Source organism: Nitrobacter hamburgensis X14 (assembly GCF_000013885.1).
GTDB classification, from domain to species: domain Bacteria; phylum Pseudomonadota; class Alphaproteobacteria; order Rhizobiales; family Xanthobacteraceae; genus Nitrobacter; species Nitrobacter hamburgensis.
Genome location: NC_007964.1, coordinates 4,377,661 through 4,393,982 on the forward strand (window position 1 = coordinate 4,377,661; position 16,322 = coordinate 4,393,982).

The 16,322-nt window shown below is 62.5% G+C and carries 20 protein-coding genes and 1 tRNA gene; 12 read left to right on the top strand and 9 right to left on the bottom strand.

Going from position 1 to position 16,322, the window contains the following annotated elements; all coding sequences use genetic code 11:
- Window positions 1-10 precede the first annotated feature (10 nt).
- Window positions 11-997: an L-threonylcarbamoyladenylate synthase gene (locus tag NHAM_RS20535; protein WP_011512307.1), complete on the top strand. Its 987-nt coding sequence runs from the start codon at window positions 11-13 to the stop codon at window positions 995-997.
- Between the two features lie 53 nt (window positions 998-1,050).
- The gene (locus NHAM_RS20540) at window positions 1,051-2,487 is read left to right on the top strand and encodes an FAD-binding oxidoreductase (RefSeq protein WP_011512308.1); all 1,437 of its coding nucleotides are present in this window, start codon (window positions 1,051-1,053) and stop codon (window positions 2,485-2,487) included.
- A gap of 202 nt (window positions 2,488-2,689) precedes the next feature.
- On the opposite strand, the gene NHAM_RS20545 is transcribed toward NHAM_RS20540, so the two are convergent.
- Window positions 2,690-3,454 (bottom strand): SOS response-associated peptidase, encoded by a 765-nt coding sequence (locus NHAM_RS20545; protein ID WP_011512309.1) that lies wholly within the window; start codon window positions 3,452-3,454, stop codon window positions 2,690-2,692.
- 63 nt (window positions 3,455-3,517) lie between these two features.
- On the opposite strand from NHAM_RS20545, the gene NHAM_RS20550 reads away from it, so the two are divergent.
- The gene (locus tag NHAM_RS20550; protein WP_011512310.1) at window positions 3,518-4,030 is read left to right on the top strand and encodes a hypothetical protein; all 513 of its coding nucleotides are present in this window, start codon (window positions 3,518-3,520) and stop codon (window positions 4,028-4,030) included.
- A gap of 12 nt (window positions 4,031-4,042) precedes the next feature.
- Here the strand turns inward: NHAM_RS20550 and NHAM_RS25455 are convergent.
- A protein-coding gene (locus NHAM_RS25455; RefSeq protein WP_430707687.1) for an IS630 family transposase occupies window positions 4,043-4,997 on the bottom strand; the annotation gives its coding sequence in 2 pieces (ribosomal slippage) (window positions 4,043-4,679 and window positions 4,678-4,997; 957 coding nt in all).
- Between the two features lie 186 nt (window positions 4,998-5,183).
- Here NHAM_RS25455 and NHAM_RS20565 point away from each other — a divergent pair.
- The 3 genes from NHAM_RS20565 (at window position 5,184) to NHAM_RS20575 (ending at window position 6,534) form a co-directional block, all read left to right on the top strand.
- Window positions 5,184-5,615 carry an NUDIX hydrolase gene (locus tag NHAM_RS20565; protein ID WP_011512311.1) on the top strand — a complete coding sequence of 144 codons (432 nt, stop codon included), beginning with the start codon at window positions 5,184-5,186 and terminating at the stop codon, window positions 5,613-5,615.
- An 83-nt stretch (window positions 5,616-5,698) separates the two neighbouring features.
- A complete protein-coding gene (locus tag NHAM_RS20570) occupies window positions 5,699-6,076 on the top strand; it encodes a TIGR02301 family protein (protein WP_011512312.1) in 378 nt (125 codons plus the stop codon).
- 191 nt (window positions 6,077-6,267) lie between these two features.
- Entirely contained in the window at window positions 6,268-6,534 is a 267-nt protein-coding gene (locus NHAM_RS20575) for a hypothetical protein (protein ID WP_011512313.1), read from the top strand.
- 17 nt (window positions 6,535-6,551) lie between these two features.
- Here NHAM_RS20575 and NHAM_RS20580 read toward each other — a convergent pair whose 3' ends face one another.
- Entirely contained in the window at window positions 6,552-7,886 is a 1,335-nt protein-coding gene (locus tag NHAM_RS20580) for a dihydroorotase (RefSeq protein WP_041359318.1), read from the bottom strand.
- A gap of 166 nt (window positions 7,887-8,052) precedes the next feature.
- On the opposite strand from NHAM_RS20580, the gene NHAM_RS20585 reads away from it, so the two are divergent.
- From NHAM_RS20585 to NHAM_RS20600, 4 genes are all read left to right on the top strand, one after another.
- A complete protein-coding gene (locus NHAM_RS20585) occupies window positions 8,053-8,934 on the top strand; it encodes a YgfZ/GcvT domain-containing protein (protein WP_011512315.1) in 882 nt (293 codons plus the stop codon).
- Window positions 8,931-9,557 carry a DNA-3-methyladenine glycosylase I gene (locus NHAM_RS20590; protein WP_011512316.1) on the top strand — a complete coding sequence of 209 codons (627 nt, stop codon included), beginning with the start codon at window positions 8,931-8,933 and terminating at the stop codon, window positions 9,555-9,557. Before NHAM_RS20585 ends, NHAM_RS20590 begins: the two co-directional genes overlap by 4 nt.
- Window positions 9,554-10,165, top strand: a complete 612-nt coding sequence (locus NHAM_RS20595; protein ID WP_011512317.1) for a YfbR-like 5'-deoxynucleotidase — start codon at window positions 9,554-9,556, stop codon at window positions 10,163-10,165. Before NHAM_RS20590 ends, NHAM_RS20595 begins: the two co-directional genes overlap by 4 nt.
- Before the next feature lie 142 nt (window positions 10,166-10,307).
- A complete protein-coding gene (locus NHAM_RS20600) occupies window positions 10,308-10,814 on the top strand; it encodes a tyrosine phosphatase family protein (RefSeq protein ID WP_011512318.1) in 507 nt (168 codons plus the stop codon).
- Window positions 10,815-10,927: 113 nt separating this feature from the next.
- Here NHAM_RS20600 and NHAM_RS20605 read toward each other — a convergent pair whose 3' ends face one another.
- Window positions 10,928-11,698 (bottom strand): gamma-glutamyl-gamma-aminobutyrate hydrolase family protein, encoded by a 771-nt coding sequence (locus tag NHAM_RS20605; RefSeq protein ID WP_011512319.1) that lies wholly within the window; start codon window positions 11,696-11,698, stop codon window positions 10,928-10,930.
- A 442-nt stretch (window positions 11,699-12,140) separates the two neighbouring features.
- Between NHAM_RS20605 and NHAM_RS27100 the strand changes: the two genes are divergently transcribed.
- Entirely contained in the window at window positions 12,141-12,527 is a 387-nt protein-coding gene (locus NHAM_RS27100; RefSeq protein ID WP_157043717.1) for a hypothetical protein, read from the top strand.
- A gap of 264 nt (window positions 12,528-12,791) precedes the next feature.
- Here the strand turns inward: NHAM_RS27100 and NHAM_RS20615 are convergent, their stop codons facing one another.
- A complete protein-coding gene (locus NHAM_RS20615) occupies window positions 12,792-13,967 on the bottom strand; it encodes a DUF3644 domain-containing protein (protein ID WP_011512321.1) in 1,176 nt (391 codons plus the stop codon).
- A 145-nt stretch (window positions 13,968-14,112) separates the two neighbouring features.
- Here NHAM_RS20615 and NHAM_RS20620 point away from each other — a divergent pair.
- Window positions 14,113-14,189, top strand: a tRNA-Pro gene (locus NHAM_RS20620).
- 5 nt (window positions 14,190-14,194) lie between these two features.
- Here NHAM_RS20620 and NHAM_RS20625 read toward each other — a convergent pair.
- The 4 genes from NHAM_RS20625 to NHAM_RS20640 all read right to left on the bottom strand — a co-directional run bounded on the left by NHAM_RS20625 (window position 14,195) and on the right by NHAM_RS20640 (window position 16,274).
- The gene (locus NHAM_RS20625; protein ID WP_041358512.1) at window positions 14,195-15,319 is read right to left on the bottom strand and encodes a hypothetical protein; all 1,125 of its coding nucleotides are present in this window, start codon (window positions 15,317-15,319) and stop codon (window positions 14,195-14,197) included.
- A 34-nt stretch (window positions 15,320-15,353) separates the two neighbouring features.
- Entirely contained in the window at window positions 15,354-15,575 is a 222-nt protein-coding gene (locus NHAM_RS26215; protein ID WP_157043718.1) for a hypothetical protein, read from the bottom strand.
- A gap of 94 nt (window positions 15,576-15,669) precedes the next feature.
- Window positions 15,670-15,975 (bottom strand): HigA family addiction module antitoxin, encoded by a 306-nt coding sequence (locus tag NHAM_RS20635; RefSeq protein ID WP_011512322.1) that lies wholly within the window; start codon window positions 15,973-15,975, stop codon window positions 15,670-15,672.
- 14 nt (window positions 15,976-15,989) lie between these two features.
- Window positions 15,990-16,274 carry a type II toxin-antitoxin system RelE/ParE family toxin gene (locus NHAM_RS20640; RefSeq protein WP_011512323.1) on the bottom strand — a complete coding sequence of 95 codons (285 nt, stop codon included), beginning with the start codon at window positions 16,272-16,274 and terminating at the stop codon, window positions 15,990-15,992.
- Between the last annotated feature and the right edge of the window lie 48 nt (window positions 16,275-16,322).

Below are 16,322 nucleotides of genomic sequence, written 5' to 3' on the forward strand. Positions count from 1 at the left end.
ACCGAATCCCATGACTGTGGACCTGACAACGCAGATTCGACCGGCCGGCGAGGCCGCGACGGCGACAGCCGTGCGGACCCTTCGAGACGGCGGGCTGGTCGCGTTCCCGACCGAGACGGTCTACGGACTCGGCGCCGACGCGGCCAATGCGGAAGCCGTCGCGCGGCTCTACCGGGCCAAGGGCAGGCCCGCATTCAATCCGCTGATCGCCCATGTCGGCGATCTCGCGGCCGCGCAACGGATCGCCCGGTTCGATGCAACGGCCCTCGCGCTCGCCAGCGCGTTCTGGCCGGGCCCGCTGACGCTGGTGCTGCCGAAGGCCCCACGCTGCCCGGTGGCCGATCTTGCCACCGCGGGCCTCGACACCATCGCGCTGCGGGTTCCCGCCCATCCGGTAGCGCGCGATATCCTGCGCGGATTCGGCGGCGCGGTCGTCGCGCCGTCCGCCAACCTGTCCGGCCATGTCTCACCGACGACGGCGGCGCATGTGCAAAGCGATCTCGCGGGGCGGATCGACCTCATCGTCGATGGCGGACCGGTCGAGGTCGGCGTCGAATCCACCATCGTCGGCTGTTTCGAGTCCCCGACGTTGCTGCGTCCCGGCGGAATTCCGCGCGCCGACATCGAGCGCGTGCTCGGCAGCGCGCTGGCGCCGCACTATCCCGGCGCGGCCGATGGACAACCGCTGGCGTCGGGGATGCTTGCCTCGCACTACGCGCCGCGCGCCAGGGTGCGGCTCAATGCCGCGAGCCTTACGCGCGGCGAGGCGCTGCTGGCCTTCGGCCCAGTCGATCTGGCGGGCATCGACACCGCGGCCGCCGTGATGAATCTGTCCGAGCGCGGCGATCTCAAGGAGGCCGCGGCCAATCTTTTCGGCTATCTTCGCGCCCTCGACGCCAGCGGCGCGCGGACCATCGCGGTGATGCCGGTTCCCGACGACGGACTCGGGGAAGCCATCAACGACCGGCTGCGCCGCGCCGCCGCGACGCAAGGCTGATCGGCATATCGTCCAAAGCCATCGGACAACGGACGCTCCATGACTATCGCTTCATGACTATCGCTCCGCCAAAAACCGCGCTGCCGCCGCTGTCGCCCGATCTGATCGCGCGCTTTGCGGCCATCGTCGGCGACAAATACGCGGTGACCGACGCCAGCGAGCTGGCGCAATACCTCACCGAGGAGCGCAACCTGTTCCATGGCCGCTCCCCGCTGGTGCTGCGCCCCGCATCGACCGCGGAGGTGTCCGCGATCTGCAAGCTCGCGACCGAACACCGGATCGCGCTGGTGCCGCAGGGCGGCAACACCGGTCTCGTCGGCGGACAGACGCCGCACAACGGCGAGGTGGTGATCTCGATGCGGCGGATGGACAAAATCCGCGAGATCGATACCGCATCGAACACCATGACGGTCGAGGCCGGCGCGGTGCTACAGACCGTCCAGCGCCGCGCCAGCGAGGTCGATCGCTTGTTTCCCCTGTCGCTCGCCGCCGAGGGAAGCTGCACCATCGGCGGCAATCTCTCGACCAATGCCGGCGGCACCGGTGCGCTGACGTTCGGCGTGGCGCGCGACCTGGCGCTCGGTCTCGAAGTGGTGTTGGCCGACGGCCGCATCCTCAGCGGCCTGTCGAAGCTGAAAAAGGACAATACCGGCTACGACCTGCGCAACCTGTTCGTCGGCGCCGAGGGCACGCTCGGCATCATCACCGCTGCGGTGCTGAAACTGTTTCCAAGACCGCGCGCGGTGGAAACCGCCTTTGTCGGCCTGACATCGCCGGCCGATGCCCTGAAACTGCTGGCTGTTTCTCAGGCCGAAGCCGCAGGCAGCCTGACCAGCTTCGAGCTGCTCGCCGAGATCTGCGTCGACATCTGCGTCAAGCATGGCTCCGACATCCGCGATCCCCTGCAAAACCGCCATCCCTGGTACGTGCTGATGGAAATCTCGTCGTCGCGCGACGATGCCCGCGCCATGCTGGAGGCCATTCTCGGGCGCGGCATGGCGGACGGCATCGTCGAGGATGCGGCGATCGCGGCCAGTCTTCAACAGCGCGCGGCGTTCTGGAAACTGCGCGAGACGATCCCGCCGGCGCAGAAGCGGGAGGGCGGCTCGATCAAGCACGACATCTCGGTGCCGGTCGCCGCCGTGCCCGCCTTCCTCGCCGAGGCCGATGCCGCTGTCGCGAAGCTCGTTCCGGGCGCGCGTCCGGTCCCGTTCGGCCACCTCGGCGACGGCAACATCCACTACAACATCAGCCAGCCCGTGAGCAGGATGACGGCGCAGGAATTTCTCGATCGATGGCACGAGGTCAATGCCGTCGTCTTCGCCATCGTGCTGCGGATGGGCGGCTCGATTTCCGCCGAGCACGGTATCGGCGTGCTGAAGCGCGATGACCTGCCCGACGTCAAGGACAGGACGGCGATCGAATTGATGCGAGGCATCAAGGCGCTGCTCGATCCTCTCGGCATCATGAATCCGGGCAAGGTGCTGTGACCCCGTTTGCCGGCGCTGTGTTCGCGACATGGCTCGACAACTGCGAGCCGACGCATGATAGCGCGGGATGAAATGAGTTTGAATCATCGTCATTGCGAGGAGCGCAAGCGACGAAGCAATCCAGTCTTTCGAAGTGGCTCCTGGATTCGCTTCGCTCGCAATGACGGGGAAGCTGATCTGACCTCAATTCGTTACTGGCGCGTCAAAACAGGGACCCCTGCCCGTCGTCGGAGGCTGCGGGCGCAGCCTTGCGAGCCGCGGCATTCTTCGACACCTTCGGCGCCTCGGCTTCCGCCTGCTCCTCGGAGATCGGCAGCAGCAGTTGCGCGTCGTCGTTGGCGACACGGTTCACGCGTGTCGACACCTCATGCCAGACGAATTCGCCGTCCTCCGGCGCGCGCAGCGACAGCATGGCCGCTCCCGCGTCGGTGGCATCGCCGTCGAGCCAGCGCGCGTAATCCCCAGACGCGATCGTCACCGGCGCCCGCGAATGCAGGGTCGCAAGACCGCCGCGCGCCGCCGTGGTGACGATGGCGACGGTATCAAGCTCCTCGCCGTTCGGCCCGACCCAGGTCTCGGAAAGCCCCGCGAAGGCGATCAACCCGCCGTTGCGCGGCCGGATGAAGAACGGCCGCTTGCGTTCCTCCGATTGATGCCATTCGTAGTATCCGTCGACTGGCAGCAGGCAGCGGCGCCGTTTCATCGCATTTTTGAAAGCCGGCTTGTCCAGCACCGTCTCGGCGCGGGCGTTGATGACGAGGGCGAACTGCCGGGGATCCTTGACCCAGGCCGGAATCAGGCCCCATCGCATCAGGCGGAAATGCCGGGCGCCATTCTCGCGGACGACCACCGGAACCGGCTGAGTCGGCGCAATATTGTACCGTGGCGGGAAATTCGGCTGTTCGGCGTAGCCAAAAGCCTGACGCATCGCCTCCGGAGGTGACAGGATCACGTAGCGTCCGCACATTTCGTCATCCAAACTGGTGAGACATTCAATCCGTTTTAATCCCGGAGTCCAACACTGGAACGAATGACATCGACGGCCGACGAATCATCCCTCTCTCCGGCGATCGCGACGCAGACCGACCTGAACAGGGCCGCGAGAGCGGCCATGCTGTCGGCCGCCAACATCAACCCGCGAACCGGCCTCGCGACCGACTATCTCAATCATTTCAACGAAGCCATCATGCTGCTCGAGATGATTCCGGACATGCCCGAATGCGCCGAGGATTTTCTGAGCTGGCAACCCTTGACCTATCGGGAGCATTTCATGGCCTCGAACTTCAAGGCGCGCGATCTCGCGATCGAGGCCTATGAGCAGGCCGCCCCCGACATTCGCGCCAAATTCGACAAGCTGACTGCCACCATGACCTCCATCCTGACCGCCGTGGCTTCGGCGATGCAGCAAGTCCGTCAGGACAAGACCCGCGCAGCGCTGGCGATCGAGGCGTCCGGCTGGGTCAAGCCGCTGGTCGCACGGGCCGGCGGCGTCATCAACGGGCGGGGTGACGAAGCCGACATCGATTATATTATGAGCCACTAGAGCCTCGGGTAGTCAATTGAATCCGTATCCTGCGGCTTTGAAGTAGTTTGAGCACTCTTGCGGAGAGAAGAGCGCGCAGATGTTGCCGATGGCTTTCCAGAGAGCGTCGATGGTTCTGGCTGCGGCGGCTCGCAGATGAGCTTTCAGTTTTGCGAAGGCCATTTCGATGGGATTGAGATCCGGGCTGTAGGGCGGCAGGAACAGGAGCCACGCGCCCCGTGCGCGGATGGCTTTTTCGGCCTTCTCGCTCTTGTGGCTGGAGAGATTATCCAGGATGACGACATCACCGGGCCTGAGGGCGGGCGCGAGTTGGGTGTCGACATAGGTCTCGAAGATGATCCGGTTCATTGGGGCATCGATAACCCAGGGGGCGACGAGGCCATCGCACTTGAGGCCTGCTACGAAGGTCTGCGTTCCCCAGTGACCGAATGGAGCCTTGCTGTTCAGCCGCGTTCCTTTCAGCGATCGTCCACGCTGGCGAACCATCTTGGTGGTGGTGCCGGTTTCGTCAATGAAGATCAGCCGCTCGCGCTGCTTGCGCATGATGGGCTGGCGGCCTGCTTTCCATTCGGCCCGAGCCTTGACCAGTTCAGGCCTGTCTTGTTCGCTGGCCCGCAGAGTTTTTTTTGAAGCTGAGCCCGCAGGCGATCAAGAACTTCGACAGGTTCGACGGGTCTGCTTTGACGCCCTTGGCCTTGGCGAGTTTTTCCGCCAGTTCAGGCATGGTGATGTCGCTCTCGGCCGCGACTGTCGCAAGAATGAAGTCGCGGTGCTGACCGAGTTTGCCATGCCGGAACCCGCCACGCGGACGCGGATCGACCCGACCCGTCTCCCGCCAGCGCCGCATCAGGTTCACCGCAAAAGATACCGAAGTCCCAAAACGGGCAGCAGCCCCATGGCACGAGTTCCCCGCCTCGACATAGGCAACAACACGCTCACGCAGATCGTTCGACAAAGGATGCGGCATGGCAAATCACCCCCGCAGACTTTGAATCACCTTGAGCCTCGTTTGTGAATCCGCCGCGATTCCAAATGATCGCCCGACGCTCTAGAGTCTGATCCAACTGCGTTGAATCAGACTCTAGTCCTTACCCTTTTGATTGAGCATGATCTTGTCCGAAAACCGGTTTCCACTTTTCGGGATCATGCTCTAATGCCGCCGGTTCCGCCTGCGCCTTCTCAAAGACCCCAGCTCGCCGTCAGCGCCGCGATCTTTCGCGACGGCAAGGTTCTGCTGGTGCGCCGCGCCCGGCCGCCCGGCAAGGGCTTGCATTCCCTGCCCGGCGGGCGCGTCGAATTCGGCGAGACCATGGCCGAGGCGCTGCATCGCGAGGTGGCGGAGGAAGCCGGGCTCACGGTCGAGATTGTCGGTCTCGCGGGCTGGCGGGAGGTGATTCCAGCCCAACCCGGCCACGGACATTACCTGGTAATGTCGTTCGCGGCGCGCTGGGTCGCCGGCGAGCCGGTCCTCAACGACGAACTCGACGCCTTCCGTTGGGTCGTCCCGGAACTGCCGGACGATCTTGGGCTCACCGAGGGACTGCAAACCATCATCGATTCGGCGCGGCGGCTTGTCGGGGTTTGAGCCGCGGCGTGCCCGGCGCTGAACGCTCTGCCTTGCTTCCATCGCATTGAAAAGGCATATCACGGCGGATTCTGGACCCCTTTATGCGCAAATCGGTTTTTGCCGTTGTTCTGGTGACTGCAATCTGTTGCGCGCTGCCCGCGCGCGCGCAGGAGGGGGCTGCGCCGTTCGACGGTGACCTGCAACGGCTGGCCGAGATCCTCGGCACACTGCACTATCTTCGCGGCATCTGCGGCGCCAACGAAGGCGCGAAATGGCGCAATGAAATGCAGGCCCTGATCGACGCCGAGACGCCTTCCGGCGAGCGCCGCGCCAGAATGATCGCGGGCTTCAACCGCGGCTATAACGGGTTCCAGCAGACCTACCGGGTATGCACGCCGGCCGCGAATGTCGCGATCCGCCGGTATATCGAGGAAGGCGCGAAGATTTCCCGCGACCTGACCGCCAGATACGCAAACTGAGCCGCGGCTTGCCGCACATTCCAGACTCGGAGCCGAGGTTTGTTTTCGATTTCCGCCGAATACCTCCCGGATTCCACGTCAAATGCGAAAAGCCGCGTTAACCTTTCCTAAAGAACTGGCTGTCCGGCCCCGATTCGCATGCTAGACCACGGTCGTTAAGCCCTTCTGTTTCGTCAACGCCCGGAATTTTCATGCGCCAGCCATTTGCATTCAGCCCGGCCCGCGATTCGCTGCCCGATCAGGAGCAGAAACAGGCTGCGCTAAGTTACCTCAACGAAGCGTGGGCCGAGGCGCGGCACGACGGCGTCGACGGCGATTGTCTGGCGCAGGCTAGCCTGTTCGCGGCTTTCGCGGAACTCGTCAGCACCTATGGCGAGGACGCCGTGGCGAAGTTCGTCGAAGGTCTTGCGGGCCGCGTCCGCAATGGCGAGTTCTCGATCGCGCTGGCGAGGCAATAAACCCCCGGTCCGGCACCCTACGGTTTCAGCGTCTCCAGAAAGCGCACCGGTTCGCCCGTGGATGCCGTCGCCAGCTCGCCCTGCCACATCACGCGGCGGCCGCGCACGAAAGTGCCGACCGGCCAGCCCGTCACCTCGACACCGTCATAGGGCGTCCATCCCGCGCGCGACGCCATCCACTTGTTGGTGATGGTCTCGCTCCGCTTGAGATCGACCACGGTGAAGTCGGCATCATAGCCCGCCGCGATCCGCCCCTTGCAGGCGATGTTGAACAGCCGCGCCGGCCCGGCACTGGTGAGATCGACAAAACGCGCCAGCGACAACCGGTCCGCATTGACGTGATCCAGCATCAAGGGCACCAGCGTCTGCACGCCGGTCATGCCTGATGGCGAGGCGGGATAGGTCTTCCGCTTTTCTTCCAGCGTGTGCGGGGCGTGATCGGAGCCGAGCACGTCGATGATGCCCTGCTTGATGCCGTTCCAGATGCCGGCACGATGAGCGGCATTGCGCACCGGCGGATTCATTTGCGCCAGCGTGCCGAGCCGCTCGTAGCATCCGGGCGCGACCATTGTCAGGTGATGCGGCGTCGCCTCGCAGGAAGCGACATCCTTGTGGTCGCGCAGATATTCGATCTCCTCGCGGGTCGAGATATGCAGCACGTGAATGCGCTTTCCGGTCTCGCGGGCGAGATTGACCAGCCGCTGCGTCGCCAGCAACGCGGCGGTTTCGTCGCGCCATACCGGATGCGAGCGCGGATCGCCCTCGATGCGCAATCCCTTGCGATCGTTGAGGCGGTATTCGTCCTCGGCGTGAAACGACGCGCGGCGGCGGATCACCCTGAAGATTTTTCGCAGGCTGTCATCGTCCTCGACCAGCAGCGCGCCGGTGGAGGATCCGACGAACACCTTGACGCCGGCGCAACCCGGCGCGCGCTCCAGTTCGGGCAGGTCCTGCACGTTGTCGCGGGTGCCGCCGATGAAGAAAGCGAAGTCGCAGTGCATCCGGTGGTGACCCGCCCTCACCTTTGCGGTGAAAGTCTCCTCGGTCACGGTCAGCGGATTGGTGTTCGGCATCTCGAACACCGCGGTCACGCCGCCCATCACGGCGCTGCGCGAGCCGGTTTCGAGGTCTTCCTTGTGCGTCAGCCCCGGCTCGCGGAAATGCACCTGGGTGTCGATCACGCCGGGCAGGATATGCAGCCCCCGGCAGTCGATCACCTCGCCCGCGTCGGCGTGACCCAGCCCGCCGATGGCAGCGATGCGACCGCCGGAAACAGCGATGTCGCCGACCCCCTCGCCGTCCTGATTGACGATGGTGCCCGCTCTCAGAATCACGTCAAATGTCTTGGTCATCGTTCCCGACAGCTTCTTCCGCACGCCGCGGCGCCACGCGGACCTTGTTGCCGGCACCATAGCGGCTTACGTTCCGAAGCGAAATCCGGCACGCAGGTTTCCCCGGGCCACTGCGTAAGGACCAGACAAGAGAACAACGCCCGGCCAAGAGACCAAGAGAAGTGTCATGAAAGCAGCGTTTCTTCCCGACCGGGGAGTGGTCAAGGTCAGCGGCGACGACGCCCGCAATTTTCTCAACGGTCTCGTGACCACGGACGTGACCAAGATCCAGCCGGGCTTCGGCCGGTTCGGCGCGCTGCTGACGCCGCAGGGCAAGATCACGTTCGATTTCCTCATCACCGAAGCCCAGCCCGGCCACGGAGGCGGCTTTCTCATCGACTGCCCGTTGTCGCTGGCGCAGTCGCTCGCGACCAAGCTCGGCTTCTACAAGCTGCGCGCCAAGGTCACGGTCGACAACATCTCCAGCACGCTTGGCGTGCTGGCGGCCTGGGATGGCGAGCCCGCCATGAAGCCGGACCTGACCTTCGCCGACCCGCGTAGCGACAGGCTCGGCTGGCGCATTCTCGCGCCGGAGGAACTCGCGACCCGAGCGGCCACTGTGATAGGCGCCGAACTGGTCGAAAGCGCCGACTACGACGCCCACCGGATCGCAGCGGGTGTGCCGAGCGGCGGAACAGATTTCATGTTCGGCGACGCCTTTCCGCATGAAGCCAACATGGACCGGCTGCACGGCGTCGATTTCGACAAGGGCTGCTATGTCGGTCAGGAAGTGGTTTCGCGCATGGAGCACCGCGGCACCGCGCGCAGCCGGATTGTGCGGGTGCTCCTGGACGATGGCGCGCCGGATGCAGGCACGGCCATCGTCGCGGCGGACAAGTCCGTGGGCACCATGGGCTCGTCGGCCGCGAGCCAAGGTCTTGCGCTGCTGCGGCTGGATCGCGCCGCGGACGCGATCGAGGCCGGGATCGCCTTGACCGCAGGCGGCATTCCGATCCGCGTCGCCGATCCGGACGACCTGAAGCTCCCGGCGAAGACGACCGTTGCATGACGCAATCCGCGCGCCTGCATGCCGACGGCGTGATGCGCTGCCCGTGGCCCGGCGACGACCCGCTCTACCTCGCCTATCACGACACCGAGTGGGGCATACCCGAATACGACGATCGCGCGCTGTTCGAAAAGCTGATCCTCGACGGCTTTCAGGCTGGCCTGTCGTGGATCACGATTTTGCGCAAGCGCGACAACTTCCGCCGCGCCTTCGACGATTTCAACCCCGAGACAATCGCCCGCTACGGCGAGAACAAGATCCACGCGCTGATGAACGATGCCGGCATCGTGCGCAATCGGGCGAAAATCGAGGGCACTGTGACCAGCGCGAAATCCTATCTCGCGATCATGGAGCAGGGTCCGGGCTTTTCCGCATTGCTGTGGGACTTCATGGACGGCAGGCCGAAGGTCAACCGGTTCAAGACCACGGCGAGCGTACCTGCCTCGACGGCGCTGTCGATCACGATATCGAAGGAACTGGCATCGCGCGGATTCAAGTTCGTCGGGCCCACGATCGTGTATGCCTTCATGCAGGCGACCGGCATGGTCAACGACCATCTGGTGGCCTGCCATTGCCATGAGACATGCGGCAAGCAGACGCGCAAGCCGCGTTTCAAGACGAAATGACCGCACGGGCCGCCCCGAAAACCGCGACGCGCGCCTGGCAGCGGATGCTGTCCGGCCGGCGGCTCGACCTGCTCGATCCCTCGCCGCTCGACATCGAGGTCGCCGATATCGCGCATGGCCTCGCCCGGGTCGCGCGATGGAACGGCCAGACCCGCGGCGCGCACATTTTCTCGGTCGCGCAGCACACGCTGCTGGTCGAGGCCGTGATGCGCGAGCACGCGCCGCGCATCGATATCCGGGTGCGGCTGGCGGCGCTGCTGCACGACGCGCCGGAATATGTCATCGGCGACATGATCTCGCCGTTCAAGGCGGTGATCGGCGGTTCCTACAAGGTGGTGGAGAAGCGGCTGTTGTCGGCGATCCACATCCGCTTCGGACTGCCGCCGGCGCTGCCCGCCGACATCGAACAGCAGATCAAGGATGCCGACATAGGCGCGGCCTATCTCGAAGCGACCCATCTCGCTGGTTTCTCTGAGCCAGAGGCCCGACGGCTGTTCGGCAGCGATCCCGGCCTGCCGGCGGCGATGATCGACGACTATCTGACGCCGTGGCCAGCAGGCAAGGCCGAGAAGCGGTTCCTGGCGCGGTTCAGGAGCCTGCACTGCTAGGGCGGGATGAGGAAAAGTGTGTAGCGGTTTTCCGCGCACATCCCGCTCAACATATCGGAATCGCATCGGCGTTTCGGTACGCGGACCGCCTTTCGTCCCCGCGAGCGCGGGCTTATAATCTTCCAGAAAGACCAAGGACACCATGATCCACGTCTGCTCGCTTGCCGCACTTGCCGAAACCGTGAGAACCACGGGCGCCAGTCATATCCTCACCGTGATGGCCAACGTCGATCAGGTGCGACGTCCGACGTCCGTTCTCGAAGCCAATCATCTGAAGGTGTCGATGGACGACATCGACGAACCCGCGGACGGCTTCATCGCGCCGAACGACGGCCATATCCTGCAGCTTCTCGCCTTCGTGCGCGGCTGGGATCGCAAGGCGCCGCTGGTCGTGCATTGCTACGCCGGAATCAGCCGCTCGTCCGCGAGCGCTTTCACCGCTGCCTGCGCGCTCAATCCGCATCGCGACGAGATCACCATCGCACGGCAAATCCGCGCGGCTTCGCCGATCGCGCAACCGAACCGCCTGATCGTGGCGCTGGCGGACAAGGCACTGGGCCGCGAGGGACGGATGCTGCGCGCGCTCGACGTGATGGGGCCCGGCAACATGACGATCGAAGGCCGACCGTTCCGCGTCGATCTGGAATAGGCGTTAGAGCATTTCCCGGTGAAGTGGAAACCGGTTCACCGTGAGGAAATGCGACCACTCAATAGCTTAGAGCGCCCATCCGACCCCGATCCGCCGTCGCGCAGCGTTCGCGATCAGGCCGCGCGCCGCCGCACAAGCAGCGCCTCGCCGAACGCTTCGAACAGCGCCCGGTTGATCGGATTGCGCTGCGGATCGTATTCGGCGTGCCATTGCACACCGAGCGCGAACGCCGGCGCATCCGCGATGCGGACCGCCTCGATGGTGCCGTCCTCGGCCACGCCCTCGACGACGACGCGCTCGCCGGGTTCGAGGATGGCTTGGCCGTGCAGCGAATTGACGCGGATGGTCTCGCGGCCGAGCAAGCGCGCGAACACCCCGCCCTGGACGAGACGGACCTCGTGACGGTCAGCGAACACCACGGTCATATCCGGATGAATCTCGCCGTTCTCAAGTCGCGCCATCCGATGATTCAGGCGTCCCGGCAATTCGCGAATCTCCGGATGCAGCGAGCCGCCGAATGCGACGTTCATCTCCTGGACGCCGCGGCAGATGCCGAAAATCGGGACGCCGCGGGTTACGCAGGCTTCCGCCAACGACAATGCGAGACCGTCGCGGTTGACGTCGTAAGGCTCATGCCGCGGATTCGGCTCGGCGCGGAAACGGCTCGGATGGACGTTGGCGCGCGCACCCGCCAGCACGACACCGTCGACCACATCGAGCAACGCTCCGATCTCGGTAATCTCCGGACAGCCCGCGAACATCAGCGGCAGCGCGCCGGCGACCTGCGCAACCGCCCGCAGGTTCCGCTCGCTGATCATCTGCACCTCAAATCGGTCCTCGACACGGTGCGAAGTCCCGATCATGCCGACTACCGGCTTTCTCATCGCCAGACACCCAACGCTGACAGCAGGTCGTCGATCCGGATATGCATTTTAGGATTTTTCGCGGAGGGAGCGGCTCGCGGTAAATCGATTCCGACAGATTGTTTTGACGATCATGCCTCCCGACCGAATTCGGATCAACACCTTATAACGATGAGCAGTCGGCCGAGAACGCCGCCGAGGCGGCCGAGCGCATCCGCAACCTGGAGAGCGTGGCCGAAGGCGTCCGGCGCTTCCTTGTCGAGCGGGGCGGCCGGTTAGGCCATTTCGATCCGCTCGCTTCCAATGTGCTTCCGGTTCGGTTCGGTGAAGGGGCCGTGCTGGCGTAACCCTTGAGAAGGTTGGCGCGCCAGGGAGGATGAAGTTGGGCACCGCTATGTCATTGTAGGATCGCTACAATCTTAGTCCATCAACCACGGACCTATTAGTCAGGAGGTTCCCTTTTTTGGTCACGACGTTTCTGTGCGTGTCTCGACACTTCGGCAATCGCGAGTTCTTTCAACCAAGCGTCACCACCGTCGAGAACGCCGACATTCATCATTACCGCGCCATTTTCCCCCAAGTCGTGATATTCCATCAAACCAGCTCGGCAGAAAATTTTCCAAATTCGATCGGTTGCTCGGCAGAAGATCACTTCAAGATAGAGCAGCCGCCGGGACAACACCCTGATGGCGACTTCCGAAAGATCACCGGGCTAGGGTTCGTCGTGAAAAAATCGATGGATAAAGAAGTCTCGTTTTTCCTTGACCCATTTCAAATATTGAAGATCGGCTCCGCCTATGCCGTGCTTCGAAAGAATTCCTACGAGAGTGCCAAGTGTCGAGCTTTGTAGTTGGGAATTTTTCTCGATCATTCGTTGCCAAACGGAAGCGTCTTCCTGCAATGCTTTAGACACCTTGATGGCGTCGCACATTGCCATGGCATGAATGATTGTATTCTCCATGAGGCTGAGATTTACGAAAGTGGAGCCGACTTGATAGCAGTAGTAGACGCGCATAACGTCTACGTCTTTCTGTGGAGAAAGAAAATCTTGGACTGTGCTAACGGAAGTGCGCTTCTTCATCTCGCTTCCCTAACGCCAGAATGATCGCGATCATTACGCGCGCTTCCATCCTTCGGCCAATTTCTCGATGATTTTGTCGAGCCAGTTTTCATACCAATACCAAGTCTTGGCCACCTGCACGCCGTAGCCCTTGCCGGCCTTGCGTGCATCAAGCTGTTTTGCCAACAAGGTGTGGTCGTGCATGTTGAAGCCAGCATATCCGGCGGCCTTGACCTTCGCCACGATCTCGGACGGCAAAAGCTTGGGGCGCTCCACTTCCTTTAGAAGAACCCGTTCAACAGCTTCCGCCTCTGGCGAGCCGGGTTTAATGAATTCAACCGCAAGGTCCGCCTTGGAAGCCTTGCCGGATACCTTCGGCACGAAGGCCACGCGATAACGAAATTTGGGGTCTTTCTGTTCGTCTTCGGTCAGCCCGCCGTGGAAATTGTCCATGGCCGTGGCAATATGGGCCGGCAGGTCCGCACTGACCAAGCTGGCTCTTTGCGCGCCGTCAAACGTTACGAATTGCAATGCGAGTGGGAGCCTCTTTTCCAGAGCAAACTCCTTACCGAATAGTGTTTTGATCGCTTCGTTGAAGTTGATGCAGCATGCCTGAAGTTTAGCGCTCAAGGCATCGTCAATTCTGTTGGTGGAGCGATGCTCGATTTCGTGCCGAATCTCGGTCAGGAATTTCAGGTTGTTAACGACACCTTTGTCTAACGGGCATTTCCCATGTGCGAGACACTGCCCCAATTCCCAAAATTTATCGGCACCACTTGGTGTTTTTTCGACGACTCCACCCTTCTTATGCCGATAATCGATGCCTTCGCGCTTATAGTAAGCGTGCAGAAGGTAGGTCCAGGCGATAACGCTGGTGACGATAAAAAGCTCAGCCCTGAAATACAGCCCGGCGCTGTTGAAGGTGTGAACGGCGGCAATCATTGCCTCGCGCGCCTTAACAAGCAGTTCGTCGCCTTGAAGGTGGAGGCCAGTCGCAGGGTCGATATTTGGCCAAGCCGCGAGGAAAATATCCAACTCGGCGTCCGAGGCCGGCTTGATGGCTTTGTGTTTAGTGCCGTCTCGTATTTCCGAGATGCGAGCGTGATTGATCGACCGAGTCGGGCGTGAGAAGTAAGCCTGAATGTCCTGGGGGACGTATTTCCTTGCCAACATCGCTTTGACGACGGCAACTTCCCATTTTTCCAGCGTGTTTGCCGGCCGCCGTGCCACAACGCGAATCCCCAACCTGTCCTGTTATCACTAAACGCAGCAGCAAATCCTGTCGCGCGGAGCGCATAAAAATTCGTCTTGGCCAGTTTCTGACCGATACCGGTGCGATCGGCTCGCGTATTCCTTTGCCCATGCTAATCGGCATCGGGGTATAGCGCAGTCTGGTAGCGCGGAAGTTTCGGGAACTTCAGGTCGCAGGTTCAAATCCTGCTGCCCCGACCATCGCTTCAATCGAAAAGGCCAGGCTGATCGGGGTCGGTCCTTGGCGTATCTTGCGGCCGGTGCGCTGCGGGCAACGCCAGCGTTCCGTCCTTAATGGCCGTGCGCAGCTTGTCCTGCACCTTACCTTTCGCGTCGATGAACCCCTCACCTTGCAGCCAGCCATAGATGGCAGCTGATTCCTCGAATCCGAGCATGGCTGCGGAGCCGTCCTCGTTCTGAATCGGGATGGCAGCGAACTGGTGCTTCTCGACGATGCCGAAGCGAATGCCGGTATCCCGCTCGATTTCCTTTTGCAGGTTGTCGGCGAACGCCTCGTAGCTTTCGGTCGCGATCACCGTCAGCGTATTGACATCGAAACCGCGCAACCTCTCGCCTTTCTGGTTGACGCACAGGCGCAAGCCGCGACCGATGGTCTGGCGGCGTTCGCGCTCGGTGCCTATCTCGCGCAAGGCGCAAATCTGGAAGACATTGGGATTATCCCAACCCTCTTTTAGGGCGGAGTGAGAGAAGATGAACTTGAGCTTCGTGTCGAAACTCAACAGTTTCTCCTTATCCCTCATGATGAGGTTGTAGGCGCGCTCGGCGTTGTCGCGGTTGGCCTGATTGTTTTCGGCCGTATCGGTCCATCGCTTGTTCTTGTCGATGGAGAAATAGCCATCATGCACCTCCACGGCGTCGGAGGTCACGTCCACTTCCTTGAACAGGCTCGAAAACTCGGGAAGCTTGGCGGCGCGGCGATACTCTTCTTCGAAGATGGTCGCGTATTTCCCCTTCACCGGATTTCCGTCCGCGTCATAGGAGCGGTAATGCTCCACGGCGTCGATGAAGAACAGGCTGAGCACCTTGATGCCGAGCGGCGCGAGGCGCTTTTCCTTTTCAAGATGCTCATGGATGGTACGGCGGATCATCAGCCGCTTGATGGCGTCGGCATCCACATCGCCGATGGCTTTGCCGACGGGCAGGAATTCCTCCGAACCCGCCAGCTTGACTTCCAGCAGCGAGTCCTCGCCGGCGACCCGGATTTCACCGATGCGACAATCCTTATAGAGGGCGCGGCCGGTTGCATCTTCGAGGTCGTCACCGTCTTGGACGACGACTTCCCTGCGCCGAACCTGCTTCCCTTCCTGCACGTCGATTTCGACGCGGGCGGTGATGGTACCGCCCCTATTGCTCGCGGAGAGAAAGCGCAGATACGCCTTGTTGTGCCCGCCTTCGACTTCGAGCGAGGCGACCGGCAGCGACCTTCCCCAGCACTTCCCGCGCCTCCGCGAAGGCGTGCAGCGAAAAGTCTGGCGACATCAAATCGACCGTGGCCGCGCCGGACGTCAGCCAGGCGCGCAACTGGTCAATGACGCGGTCGTTACCGGCGTTGGTGAGAATCCTCATGTTCCGCATACCCTGTGCAATGGGTGCGAGGAGCGGCAGACGCGGCAAAGATTCTCGATACGGGAAACAGCGATATACACGTCTCTGGCCGCCTTTATGGGGTGCCGACGCTGGCCGGCTCGCGCCGGACGGGGAGCTTGGCGATTTCGCGGCCGGCCTTCGCCTGGGCCATGCGAATATCGTAAGCGCTCTGGAGATTGAGCCAGAACTGCGCCGACGCGCCGAACCAGTGGCCGAGCCGCAGGGCGGTGTCGCCGGTGATGTTGCGCCGGCCGTGAATGATCTGCGTGATGCGGTTGGCGGGCACCTTGATCTGGCGCGCCAGCTCGGTCGGCGTGATGCCGATTTCCTGCAATTCGTCGGCGAGGATTTCGCCGGGGTGTATGGGGGGCCGTGCCATGGCTCTTGCCTCCTTCAATGATAGTCCACGATTTCGACCTGCGACGGCCCGGCAGCGCCTTGCGGCCATTCAAAGCAAATCCGCCATTGTGCATTGATGCGGATGCAGAACTGGCCGCGCCTGTCGCCGCGCAACGCCTCAAGACGGTTGCTGGGCAAGCCCCGCAGATCGTCCAGGCTGGTCGCGGCATCGAGGATTTCAAGGCGCTTCCACGCCTGCCGGTCGAACCCCTGAAACTCCCGGACCAACGTGCCGGCAGCGAAGGCTTGGGTCCGTTTGTCGCGGTAGTTCAGAATCATGCCTTCAGGATAGCAGATAAATACGATTTACGTCAAACGTACATTTCT